Annotated in this window: 8 protein-coding genes; all 8 read right to left on the bottom strand. The window is 52.9% G+C overall.

The window, feature by feature from the left end:
* Positions 1-57: 57 nt before the first annotated feature.
* Positions 58-1,413 (bottom strand): extracellular solute-binding protein, encoded by a 1,356-nt coding sequence (locus tag AC0VXT_RS00040; protein WP_475546987.1) that lies wholly within the window; start codon positions 1,411-1,413, stop codon positions 58-60.
* A 210-nt stretch (positions 1,414-1,623) separates the two neighbouring features.
* Complete coding sequence (locus AC0VXT_RS00035; protein WP_475546986.1) at positions 1,624-2,982, bottom strand: sigma-54-dependent transcriptional regulator; 1,359 nt, start codon at positions 2,980-2,982, stop codon at positions 1,624-1,626.
* On the bottom strand, positions 2,979-4,988 hold the full coding sequence (locus tag AC0VXT_RS00030; protein ID WP_475546985.1) for an ATP-binding protein: 2,010 nt from the start codon (positions 4,986-4,988) through the stop codon (positions 2,979-2,981). The genes AC0VXT_RS00035 and AC0VXT_RS00030 overlap by 4 nt, the downstream gene beginning before the upstream one ends.
* Complete coding sequence (locus tag AC0VXT_RS00025; RefSeq protein ID WP_475546984.1) at positions 4,985-6,322, bottom strand: ABC transporter substrate-binding protein; 1,338 nt, start codon at positions 6,320-6,322, stop codon at positions 4,985-4,987. The genes AC0VXT_RS00030 and AC0VXT_RS00025 overlap by 4 nt, the downstream gene beginning before the upstream one ends.
* Positions 6,323-6,609: 287 nt before the next feature.
* Positions 6,610-9,066 carry a DNA topoisomerase (ATP-hydrolyzing) subunit B gene (gene gyrB / locus AC0VXT_RS00020; RefSeq protein WP_475546983.1) on the bottom strand — a complete coding sequence of 819 codons (2,457 nt, stop codon included), beginning with the start codon at positions 9,064-9,066 and terminating at the stop codon, positions 6,610-6,612.
* A gap of 20 nt (positions 9,067-9,086) precedes the next feature.
* Positions 9,087-10,247, bottom strand: a complete 1,161-nt coding sequence (gene recF / locus AC0VXT_RS00015; RefSeq protein ID WP_102784623.1) for a DNA replication/repair protein RecF — start codon at positions 10,245-10,247, stop codon at positions 9,087-9,089.
* Between the two features lie 63 nt (positions 10,248-10,310).
* Positions 10,311-11,429 (bottom strand): DNA polymerase III subunit beta, encoded by a 1,119-nt coding sequence (gene dnaN / locus AC0VXT_RS00010; protein ID WP_101301184.1) that lies wholly within the window; start codon positions 11,427-11,429, stop codon positions 10,311-10,313.
* A gap of 323 nt (positions 11,430-11,752) precedes the next feature.
* Positions 11,753-13,237 carry a chromosomal replication initiator protein DnaA gene (gene dnaA / locus AC0VXT_RS00005; RefSeq protein WP_475546982.1) on the bottom strand — a complete coding sequence of 495 codons (1,485 nt, stop codon included), beginning with the start codon at positions 13,235-13,237 and terminating at the stop codon, positions 11,753-11,755.

Here is a 13,237-nt window from a genome sequence, read left to right as displayed (position 1 = left end):
GGCATACCCCCAACGGCTACCAAGTCACATTGCATGACACCAGGGAGGTCAATTGCCTCAGAACATGAAGCGGGCAGTATTGGCGAGTTCTGCCGCTTTTTGATAATTCTGAACGACCTGGTTGTCCCATTCCTGTTCGATTTCTGCCTGACGGCCTTCAATCTTGTCGGTTTTCTTTTTACGTTTGCTTTTGAAGACTGCGGCAAATTCCGGATCGTTTGCCTTGGCTTCGTCAACCGGCAGGGTGTGGAGCAACGCCTTTGCTTCTTCGATCAGTTTGGTTGCTTCAGGCTTGGCTGCACCGCTTTCGGCCAGTGCAGCTTCGGCTTCCTGAATGGCTACGGTCGCAGCACGAAGATCATCAAGACGATAGGTCACCATCACATCAAACAACGAGTTCACGACGTTATAGCGCCCCTGCGAGACAGCGGTATCAAATGCGACTTCGGATTTGATCGAACCGTCAAACGGGTTCGGCAATCCTTCCGGAGCATTTACATAAGCAGCTTCGTTAACCGGCAAACGCATAATTTTCGGATCAAACAGCAATCCCTGTCCGGTTTCTGACATCAGGAAATCGATAAATTTCTGTGCCGGTTCAGAATTTGGTGCATCAGCGATAACACCAATATTCGCCGGGACAAGGGCGGTGACACTCGGATAACGGAAATCAACCGGGAAGCCCGATGCCATCGACGAAAAGCCGAAGAAATCGATTACGATCCCGATACCAAACGAACCACTGTTCACACCGTCAGGCACACCAAAGCTACGTTCGGTGACAGTTTTGGCGTTACCGGAAATATCACGAATGGTTTGCCAACCTTTTTCCCAACCTTCACCCTGAAGGATGGTTTCAATGGTCAAATGGGTAGTACCCGACCGCGACGGCGCAGACAGACCGACATGACCGTGATAGATCGGCTTAGTCAGATCTTCCCATTCTGCGGGTTCGGGAAGGTCATACGCGTCCATGTAGCGTTCGTTCCACATGAAGCCATAACCCGAAAGCGCAAACCCGGAATAATATCCGTCTGGATCATTAATCGGATAGCCGTTCAGTTCCTTGGCAACACCGCCAACGTCTGACTCATACTTGGAAAGAAGATTATTTTCTTTTAGCACTTCGAAGGCATCCGGTGCGGAAGCCCAGAAGATGTCAGATTGGTTATTTCCCGACGTTTCAATCAGGTACTTAACCCCCGAAGAGGTGCTTTTGTTAACAACCTCGACCGATACGGACGGGTTTTCCTTCATGAAGGCGTTTTTGAAAACGTCCGTTAAATCAGACGGAAAGGACGTTACGATGACAAGTTTATCATCCGCGGCATGCGCGGTTGCAGTTGCAAGCATTGCTGCCATCGCGACACCTGTTCCCAGGTGACGCAGAGTCTTGTGAACCATCTTGGACATTGGTTCCTCCCTATTTGGTTTGTTCATTGACCGACACGGGTCGGCGTCAAAACAATTGCAACGCTTATGCCAAGGAGGAAAACATCTTATATTTTAAACTAACTCTTTGATATAAAATAATAATTTAAGATTTTACATCCCCTCTCATATCGTCAAAACAGGTCAATATTAACTCAAAAAATCAAGGGAACGTGTTGATTTTGACACATTTTATGGTGTATCCACAAAATCCCGTTTGTCGATATTATGATACTGCATTCGCAAATAAAGTTTCTTACGGGGGATTGCAAGATGGTCGGCCGTTTCCTGAATTCGGCCGGAACATCGTCGCAATACAGATGAAATTACCTTTTTCTCAAAGGCGTCAATCTGGTCAGGTAAAGAGGTCGTCGTGGCATTCATCGTCGCCGATCCCATACCGGCATTTTCAAGCCGCAACGCATAGCGCTCCGCGGCATTAACCAATTCCCGAACATTCCCCGGCCAAGATTTTCCACTCAGATCATCAAGACTGATTTCCGAAATATCGGGAACAGGCAGTCCGTGCTTGCGACATGCTTTGGTAACATAATGGACAAACAACAAAGCGATATCATCGCCCCGTTCACGCAATGGCGGAATGGTTAGAGTTGTCACAGCAAGCCGGTAATAGAGGTCCGCACGAAATGTATTGTCCTTGGCAGCAAGTTCGAGATCTTCCTTAGCTGCAGCAATCACACGCACATCAATCCGGATCTGTGATTTACCCCCGAGCCGCTCGATGACTTGCCCCTGCAACGCGCGCAAAAGCTGCGTCTGCTGTCCCAATGGCATGCTTTCGATTTCATCAAGAAACAGCGTGCCACCGCTCGCCTGTTCAAGCTTACCAATACGGCGACGATCCGCCCCGGTAAACGCACCGCTTTCGTGGCCAAACAGCTCACTTGCGATCAAACTTTCGTGCAAGGCACCGCAATTGATTGCAACAAAGGGCCCGCCCTTGCGCGGACCAAGTTCATGCAACGCCCGGGCGACCAGTTCTTTACCGGTGCCGGTTTCGCCATAGATGATCGTGTTCACGTCCGAACTTGCAACCACGGCGGTTTGCTGTCGCAAGCGGTCGATTTTTGGATGATTGCCGATAATGTGGTTTTCAATGTGATAACCATCATCGCTGCGACGGGTCAGACAGCGGTTTTCAAGAACAAGACGCCGCAATTCTGCAGCACGCCTGACCACTGCAAGCAGCATTTCGGGATCGGCTGGCTTTTCGATGAAGTCATATGCTCCAGACTTGACCGCTTTGGTCGCCATGGGAATATCACCATGTCCGGTTACAATAATAACCGGGATTTTCGGGTCGATACATTTAACTGCATCAAGAACACCAAAACCATCCATGCCCGGCATGCGCAGATCTGTCAGTACCACCCCCGGCCAATCTGCCTGCAGGGATGTAACCGCCTGCTGCGCATCTTCGAAGGGATAGGGCGTGAATCCATTCAGATGGAGGGTTTCTTCCCACGCCCGTCTAATTTCTGCCTCGTCATCAATCAACAAGACCGGTGATTTTACACTGCCATTCTTCACGTTTTAAACAGCTCCACGGTTGCAGTCGTTCCACCTTGGGCATCGTTGCCCGGTAAAACCTTAAGGCGTCCACCGAGATCACGAATAACGTTGAACGAAATTGACAGGCCCAGCCCCAGTCCTTTGTCGGGTGGCTTGGTGGTAAAGAAAGGTTCGAACAGCTTGTCACTGACGTCTGGGGTAAACCCGATGCCATTATCCTCAATCGAAATCACCGCCTGACGATCCGTTTCGGCAATCTTCAGTCGAAGGGTCGGGCTGCTTTGACTTTCAACGGCATCAAAGGCATTGCTAAGCAGATTGACCAGAACCTGTTCAAGTTTTGCCGGATCGGTCAGAACATAGACTGATCCATCGGGGTAATCTCGATCCAGGTTGACGCCATTTTGCGTAATCCGCCCCTCAAAAAGGGATAGCGCATTTTCCAGAACCTCTATCGCATCATGTTTTGCTACAGCTTCCTGCGGACGCCGGGCAAAACTTTTAAGATGATTAGATGTTTTCGACAGCCGTTTAACCAGCCTGTCGATGTCTTCAAGTTTTTCACGGCATTTTTCATGCTCGCCGCGTTCCAGATAAAGGGATGCATTGTGATTATAGGAACTTAGCGCTGCCAAAGGCTGGTTGAATTCATGGGCAATACTGGCAGATAACTGCCCCAAAGCCGCCAGTTTAGCAGCCTGCAACAGCTCTGCCTGAGTTTCGCGCAAATCCTGTTCGGCTTGCTGACGCAGGGTGACCTCGTTGCGCAGCTCGTTGTTGGAAGCCTCCAATGCTTCGGCGTGGGTCTCAAGCGCCTGTGACTTGTGACGAAACAATCGGACAGTATCGGCAAGTTGCCCAATCTCATCCTTGCCTTCCACCAGAACCCGATGCGCAAAATTACCATCTGCAATGATTTGCATTGAGGACAAAACCCTCATCAAACGTTGTAGCAACTGCCCGCGGATAAAGAATACGGAAAACAGGACCAACAGGCCGACCGTAGCAATGCCCGCAAGAAGCCCAAAAAGCTGTCCACTTCTCACTTCACGTTTAATCTGCAACGATACGTTTTCAGTACGTTGACCGCTTTCGCGGACAGTATCCGCAACCAGCCCCCCCAAAATTTCAAGCAACACTGCATTCTCATTCTGCAGCTGAGCATTTTGACGCAAAAGCGCTGTTTCACGCAGCTTGAGTTCAAGCAGGTCACGGGGACTTTCACCATAAGATGCAATTTCATACCAAATCTGAAGCAAGGTGATCGAACTGCTATTTTGCTGCAAGTATGGAAGGTTTTCATTAGCTTCGGAGATGCTTTCAAGCAAACGCAGCCGAAGTTGCTCGATCGCACCGAAGTCGTCTTCACCGACTGCGCGCAACATCAAACCGACAATTAGATTGCAGGCTGCATGTAACCGCCCCAGCGCCTCGGTGAAACGCACTTCGTTGACGACAGCATCGGTTTGCAATTGTTGATCATGAGATGAAAAACTACGATCAATCGCTGAAGTTACATTGAAATTCGCATCAATGAGCAGCGGGTCAACTTCGAGCAGGAAATCACTATGCAGACGATTGATCCGCGCGACTTGACGTCCCAAATCATCACGCATTTCAAACTTGCTCGCGACATTGGCATCAAGTTTCTCCACATTCATCATCAGGGCGTCAAGAAACTGTGCAAGTTTTTCGGTAAGATCCGGCGCGTAGGTGGCAAGCTCTTGGCTAAGACGATTCAAATCCTGAAAGTGGGCCTGAAGACTATCTAGGGCTTCCTGACGGGCATATTGAGTAGATGCACTCCCCAATCGCGGCATGTTGACCCTGATGACTTGTCCAATTTCGGCAAAACGCGCACTTGTTGCTGTGACGGACAGATTATCAGATGCAAGATCGGCAACAGTTTGACTGACACCACCAAGGGTAAGGTTTGAAATCGCAGTTGCAATCACTGAAACGCTGGCGATCACCACGACCGACAGAGTAAGCTTGGCGCGCAGACTGTTTAAGCGCCACTTCATTCCAACGTCTCTGGATCAAGATGGTTTTGAAACGCGTCCATCCGGGCAATCAATTCGCGCGCCGTTTTGAAACGTTGACTGAAATCGTTCGACCAACTGTCTTGTATCCGCAAGCGCCCCGCAAGCGCATTCTCCGATGGCCCGGCAGCCAAGAAAGCTTGTTCGAAATTGCGTTCATTGGCCATAAAAGCCGCAACGGGCACAATTTCAAGTGAATCGCGTACGGCGCCAAGTAGCGAACGCATCGAATCTGATTGTGTGATAACCGGTGCGTTTTCGAGCCTGCGTAACGCCACCCAGAGCTTTTTAAGCTCAAGAAGGCGATGAGTGATCATGTCATCATAAAGTGCGTTGACCACCACCATACGCTGTGCTGCCAATTCCAAATCAAGACGATGGTGCGGTTCTTGTGCCGTTGGTGAAAACCCCGCCCTGCTCCAAAGCGCAGGATTGATAGGAATCCGCCCAATTTCAGGGGCCAGGAGCAACTCTTGCGCAGTCGAGCTCCTAAGGAAATCAACGAACCGAAGCGATAGCGCGTTATGCGCACCAACGCCGGTTACGGCCACGCTGGCAGGAAAATACCAACCAGGGGCAAAAGACCGGAAGGCGAGACCTTCGCCAGACGGGAGCTCTGCCCGGGCGAGAAAATCAATTCCGATCCCATATCGGAAGCGGCTGCGTGCCACACCATCGCGCACTCCGAAACTGCGCGCCGTGACGGTTGCTAGATTGCCCCCAATCTGAGAGAGCAACGCCCATCCTTCCTGCCAGCCATATTGCTGAAGAAGACTTTCAACAAACAGATGAGTTGTCCCGCTGCGCGAAGGAGAACTCATCCCCAGAAGCCCCGAATAATCAGGTGATGCCAGATCGGCGATCTCGACCGTCTCTAGTGCTGCTTGATCGCCACGCGACATCAGCCCGATGGTGGACAGTGCAAACCCAAAGCGCGAGCCATTCGGTGAATTTGGCTTGATGCCAGCCATATCAGAAAAGGCACGTAGCTTGTCGGGGAAATGCGCAAGCGCACCATGCTGATCGAGTAGTTCAAAAGCAACCGGGGAACTTGCCCAGACAATATCAGGCACGGGTTGACGACTTTCGCGGACATGCGAAATCAGTCCGATGGTATTTTTGTTCTGAACACAAACATCCGATATTCCCGTTTGCTCAACAAACAGGTTGATAAAGGGTTTGTAAAATGACGACGGATATGACGTCAGAATGGTTAGTTCACACGCTGCAGCCGTGCCGGATACGGAAATCAACGCCACCATACCGACAAGAAACCGAACCACAACGCGAGACGAAATCGCAGGTCTCGAACGCATTGCGTTTATTTTCACGAACTGAGTGATAGCCCCCCTGTTCGCGCCTCCCAATTTGGCATTTGTTTTTATGTTTTTCAGACAGAGGCAACCCTGCCTAGTTGCCAGATACTATTAAGGAAGCCGCTTCATGGCGACCTTTTTCGAACAATTTTGCTTTAAGGCTGACCTTATCAACAAAGAACCAAGGGTGCGAATCTCTTGCACCCTTGGTTCTAATTTTACGCGTCACAGATTCTAAATTTATGTGTCGAGTTTCTAATTTTATGCGTCAATTCACAGGCCTGACGTTAAACGTCGAGGTTGGCAACCTTAAGTGCATTCGACTGAATGAAGTCGCGGCGCGGTTCAACCACGTCACCCATCAGGGTTGAGAAGACTTCTTCGGCTTCATCGGCGTGATTGACTTTAACCTGTAAAAGCGAACGCACATTCGGGTCCAGCGTGGTTTCCCAAAGCTGATCGGGGTTCATTTCGCCCAGACCTTTATAGCGCTGTACAGAAATGCCACGACGGCCAAATTCCATCACCGCGTTGACCAGATCGACCGGACCGTTGATTTTCCAGCTTTTGTCCTTGGCAACGAATTCGGCACCCTTTTCAAACAGTTCACGCAATTCGCCCAGAATACCGGCAAGGGCGCGGGCTTCGACGGACCGTAGAATATTGCCATCAATCACGTGGCGTTGTTCGACACCGCGCAGCATGCGCCACAGAACGATTTCGTCCTGCGGGGCTTCGCCGTGCCAGCCGCGATCATAATCTTCTTCGAGGCTATCAAGATGCTTGGCCAGCGTTTCTGCGGCTTCGAGGCGCTTGGCATCATCATCAAGCAAGGCCGGGTTGAGTGCGCCTGCAAGTGTTGCCTGCTCCAGAACCGAAATCGGCAGTTTGAGCGACAGCGGTTCAAGCAGCGACTTGGCTTTGCGCGCCAGTTCGACCACCCGCACCAGATCAGGACCGGCAACCTGCACACCACCAGTCAGGGTCAGAACTGCTTCTTCAGTACCCTGTGCGGTCAGGTACTGTTCCATTTCCCGGTCGCCCTTAAGGTACTGGACCGAGTTACCGCGCTTGGCACGATAGAGCGGTGGCTGTGCGATATAGAGATAGCCACGTTCGATCAGTTCAGGCATTTGACGATAGAAGAAGGTCAACAGCAGGGTTCGGATATGCGCGCCATCGACGTCAGCATCGGTCATGATGATGATTTTGTGGTAGCGGGCTTTTTCAATGTTGAAATCGTCGCGCCCGATCCCGGTCCCCATCGCGGTAATCAGGGTGCCGATTTCCTGACTTGAAAGCATTTTGTCGAAACGTGCACGTTCAACGTTGAGGATTTTACCACGCAGCGGCAAAATCGCCTGGAAACCACGTTCACGGCCCTGTTTGGCCGATCCACCTGCGGAATCACCCTCCACGATGAACAGTTCGGCTTTGGACGCATCGCGTTCCTGACAATCGGCAAGTTTGCCCGGCAGTGACGAAATATCAAGCGCACCCTTACGTCGCGTCAGCTCACGTGCCTTACGGGCGGCTTCACGGGCGGATGCGGCCTCGACCACCTTGCCGACAATCTTGCGCGCATCTTGCGGATGTTCTTCAAGCCACTGTGCCAGCTTGTCATTGACGATGTTTTCAACAACCGGGCGGACTTCGGATGACACCAGTTTGTCTTTGGTCTGGGAAGAGAATTTTGGATCAGGAACCTTGACCGAAATCACGCAAGACAGGCCTTCGCGCGCATCATCGCCCGACAGATTGACCTTTTCCTTTTTCGCAATACCACTTTCCTGCGCATAGGAATTGATCTGACGGGTCAGAGCGGCACGAAAACCGGCCATATGCGCCCCACCGTCACGCTGCGGGATGTTGTTGGTAAAGCACAGCGTGGTTTCGTGATAGCTGTCGTTCCACTGCAACGCCACTTCGACGGTGATGCCGTCTTTTTCGCCGACAATGACGATGGCTTCTTCGATCTGACGGGTTTTATTGCGATCAAGATATTCGACAAACGCCCGAATACCGCCTTCGTAATGCAGCTTTTGTTCGACCGGCTCGCCGCTTCGTTCATCACGAAGCGTCAGGATCACGCCAGAGTTCAGGAACGCCAATTCGCGCAAACGGTGCTCAAGGGTCGGCAGATCAAAATCCGTCATGGTGAAAATTTCACCATCTGGATAGAAAGTTACCTCGGTCCCGGAAAGCGGTTTGCCGTCTTCGGTCAGCGGCGCATCGCCGACAACTTCCAAAGGCTTGATCGCATCGCCACCAGAAAATTCCATGTAGTGTTCTTTGCCATTGCGCCAGACGCGCAATTTCAAAAGGGTCGAGAGCGCGTTGACAACCGAAACGCCCACCCCGTGCAAACCACCGGAAACCTTATAGGAGTTCTGGTCAAACTTACCGCCGGCGTGAAGCTGGGTCATGATGACCTCGGCCGCGGACACGCCTTCTTCTTTGTGCATGTCGGTCGGGATACCACGACCGTTATCGCGGATGGTCGCCGAGCCGTCACCATTGAGCTGTACCCAGACGGTGTCACAATACCCGCCCAAGGCTTCGTCAATCGCGTTATCGACGACTTCATAGATCATGTGATGCAAACCGGTTCCGTCATCGGTGTCACCGATATACATGCCCGGGCGTTTACGCACCGCTTCAAGGCCTTTGAGAACCTTGATCGATTCTGCACCGTACTCCTGCACGACTTCGGCAGTATTCGGGGCTTCTGTTTCGTTGGTCATAGCGTCAACAACCTCGGCATTCACGGAGTGGTTTCTAGGGTCAGTGTGGCATCTTCCACGCGGAAAAATTGCGCACGACCGTCCAAACCTTCAAACAGCGCCCGGTCCGTACCTGTCATCCAGGCTTGGACGCCAAGCGCCACGATTTCATCAAACAGGTGTTTGCGGCGTTCTGCATCCAGATGCGCAACCACCTCGTCAAGTAACAGCAGCGGGCCAGCCCCGCGTGCTTTTGTCTGCAGGCGGGTATTGGCCATGATGATCGCCAACAACAACGCTTTTTGTTCCCCGGTGGAACATTGATCGGCTGACTGGCCCTTTGCATCGTGCCAGACCAAAAGATCACTGCGTTGCGGGCCAACAATCGCCCCGCCATAGGCTCCATCACGTGACCGTCCGTCGCGCAATGCCGCCCGCATTTTGTCTTCGACCTCAACCGCCGGAAGATTTTCCAGCCAGTTTTCAAGATCCCCCGCCAGCGCCATGCGCGCCGCAGGAAACGGCCCGACCGCCATGGTTCCTGCCCGGCTTAGGCGCGCCAGAAGGTCGGCTCTGGCGACGGCGACGGCAATCCCGTGGCGCACCATCGAGTCTTCGATCGAGGCCAGCCATTTATCATCGCCCTTGCCTTCCTTAAGCAGCTTTGCACGACTGCGCAGGCTATGCTCATAGGCGGCAACCCGGCTGCTGTGTTCCGGATCAAGGCCATAGACCAGTCGATCCAGAAACCGCCGCCGTGCCGATGGTCCGTCCAGAAACAAACGATCCATTTGCGGTGTTAACCACACAGCGGCACAGACCCGACCCAAGGATGCCTGACCACGCTTTGTTTCGCCGTCAATGCGAACCGCCCGGCGTTCGCGTCCCTGTGCAAGGGCTGCCGGATCAAGACCACTTCCGACCTGAAAGGCGCCATCTGGCGTTTCCAGATCGGCCGAGACGGCCCAAGCGCGGGTTTCACCATCCGGGTTTGCGGGAAAGTTCCGCGCAATTTCACCCAGTTTGGCACGGCGCAAACCGCCGCCTGGCGACAACAGCGACACCGCCTCAAGCAAGTTGGTCTTGCCCGCCCCATTTGGTCCCGTCAACACAACCGGCGTGCTGTTTAACGATAGCCGCAAGCTTTCGTAACAGCGAAATTCGCTCAGCTGGATGCGGGAAACTGCGAGACGGTTTGTCATCGACGCACCGTCTCTTGGCATGAGGTTATTGGCAAGAACAGCCACTGTGTTGTGCGCTTACCGTCAAACACGCATCGGCATAAGAACATACAATGCCGAAAGGTCATCGGTATCGCGAAGGATGGTCGGCGACGATCCGTCCGACATCAAAAGGTTGAGCGTATCGCCCTTGACCTGTTTTGCGATGTCGAGCAAATAGCGCGAGTTAAAGCCGATTTCGATATCCTCGGCGTCATAATTGATTTCAAGTTCCTCGGACGCAGTCCCATGTTCCGGGCTTGATGCCGACAGCGTCAGAGTCGTGCCCGACAGGACAACTTTGACCGCGCGCGATTTTTCAATCGAAATCGCCGAAACACGGTCAACCGCATCGGCAAAGCCCTTGCATTCGATATCAAGCGTCTTGTCATTGCCCGACGGAATGACACGCTCGTAATCGGGGAAGGTCCCATCGATCAGCTTGGAGGTCAAAATCGCCTTACCAAAACCAAAACGGATTTTGGTATCGGACATGGCGATATCAACCGCCTCGCCAGTTTCATCAATCAGTTTACGCAATTCCCCAATGGTTTTGCGTGGAACGATGACACCGGGCATGTTTTCCGCCCCATCAGGAAGCGGTGCCTCGACACGCGCCAGACGGTGGCCATCGGTCGCAACCGCGCGCAGGATTTTGGTGCCTTCGGCGTCGGTGGCGTGGAAATAAATCCCGTTGAGGTAATAGCGGGTTTCTTCGGTGGAGATCGCAAATTCCGCACGATCAATCAGGCCGCGCAGTTCCGCAGCAGCCAGACCAAAGCTGACCGGCAAATCGCCACCCGACATGACCGGGAAGTCATCAACCGGCAGCACGGCGAGATTAAACTTCGACCGACCGGCCGACAGGGTCAAACGACCTGCACCCGGCTCAAGCGAGATTTGCACTTGCGAGCCTTCCGGCAGCTTGCGGACAATTTCATACAGGGTATGTGCGGGCGTGGTCGTCGCGCCAGCTTCGGCAACTTCCGCGGTCGTTGTTTCAACGACCTCAAGGTCCATATCCGTGGCGGTCAGGGAAAGCTGGTCGTTCTCTGCCCGCAGCAAAATATTGGACAGAATCGGAATGGTGTTGCGGCGTTCGACCACACTTTGAACATGGGTCAGCGATTTCAACAGAGCCGCGCGTTCGATGGTCAGCTTCATGCCCGTCCTATCCGTCTGTCAGTATTGGTTTAACAACTTGATTTTTAATAGGTTTTCTCACCTGACCCCCACCCTTACGGGTGAGGAAGAGGCATTATAACATGCATGTCGGGAAATCGAAGGATTTTTACGGCCTAAACCCAAGCAAATAAAAGGAGTTGACACCCCAAAAAACACCCAAAACGCGCAAACCAGCGCATACCGCGCGACTCCCGGTTTTTCGCATATATTTCAGGCCGGAAAACCCATTGGATTCATTGCATAAAACCCAACAAAAAGGCCGCCTGTTTTTGGCGGCCTTGATGAAAAATATCAAACAGCGATCACCCTTCGAGCATCCGCCGCAAAAGATCGATGTCTTCTGACAATGACGGATCAGTGGTGTGCAGTTCTTCGATCTTGCGCACCGCATGCATGACGGTCGTATGATCGCGCCCACCAAACTTGCGTCCGATTTCGGGCAATGAATGGGTTGTCAGCTGCTTGGACAGATACATTGCCACCTGACGTGGACGTGCAACCGCACGGGCACGGCGGGCCGAATGCATGTCCGATACCTTGATGTTGAACTGTTCGGCGACGCGCTTCTGGATTTCCTCAATGGAAACCCGGCGCTCGGACGCGCGCAGGACGTCATGGAGGATATCCTGAACCATCTCAAGGCTGATTTCGCGACCGACCAACTGGGAATGGGCAATCACGCGGTTAAGGGCGCCTTCAAGCTCACGGACGTTGGCCGTAATTTTGTGGGCAAGGAATTCCATGACGCGCTGGGGCAGCTCAACCGCCTGACGTTCTGCCTTGGATTCGAGAATACCCAAACGCAGCTCATAGGTGGTCGCATGGATGTCGGCCACAAGGCCCGATCCAAGACGCGAGCGCAGACGCTCTTCGATATCTTCAAGATCAGATGGTGACTTGTCGGCAGACACAATGATCTGACGCCCCTGATCAACCAGTGCATTGAAGGTGTGGAAGAATTCTTCCTGGGTCGAGTCCTTGCCCGAGATGAACTGAACATCATCGACCATCAGAACATCAACCGAGCGGAACTGGTCTTTGAAATCGACGGTGTTTTTGTCACGCAACGCGCGGATAAAGCGATACATGAACTTCTCAGCCGACAGGTAGATCACCGTGCGGTGCGGCTGTGTCCGGCGAATATGCCAGGCAATCGCATGCATCAGGTGGGTTTTACCAAGACCAACCCCACCATACAAAAACAGCGGGTTGAACGGCACCGATTCGGCCTCGGCCAAGCGGCGTGCTGCGGCGTAGGCAAACTCATTTGGCTTACCGATGACGAAATTATCAAAGGTGTAGCGCGGATCAAGGGCTGCTGAAATGCCGTCATCTGACATGCTGGCAATTGCCGTGCGGCCATTTGACTTTTGCGGATGGGCGGGCTGCTGCGCGGTATTGGCCGCACTGCTGGTCCGGGCCTTTTGCGAGTCGCGATAAGACGTATTTTGTGCGGGACGGGGTTCGGTCGCATCAGATGTGCGACGCGCGCCCGCAGCCCCGGCATTGGCCACAGAAACAATGTTGATTTCGATGAAATGAACATTGGGGTCTTCGGCGTGCCAGAAGGCCTGAATACGGTCCAGATAATGCTGCGTCACCCAGTCACGCATGGCACGGGTCGGCGCGCCCAACCGGGCCACACCGGCTTCAACACCGACCAGGGCAACAGGCTCAAGCCAATAGCGATACGCCGTTGCGCCAAATTCGGCGCGCAGCTTTTCACGAATGACTTGCCATGTTGCTACCGCATGATCGTCAGGTGCTGCCTGCTGCTCGTCCGACAT

Source organism: Thalassospira sp. Z349TD_5 (genome assembly GCF_056173045.1).
Note: the sequence above shows the minus strand (reverse complement) of the source record. Positions and strands in the feature narration are given on the sequence as shown.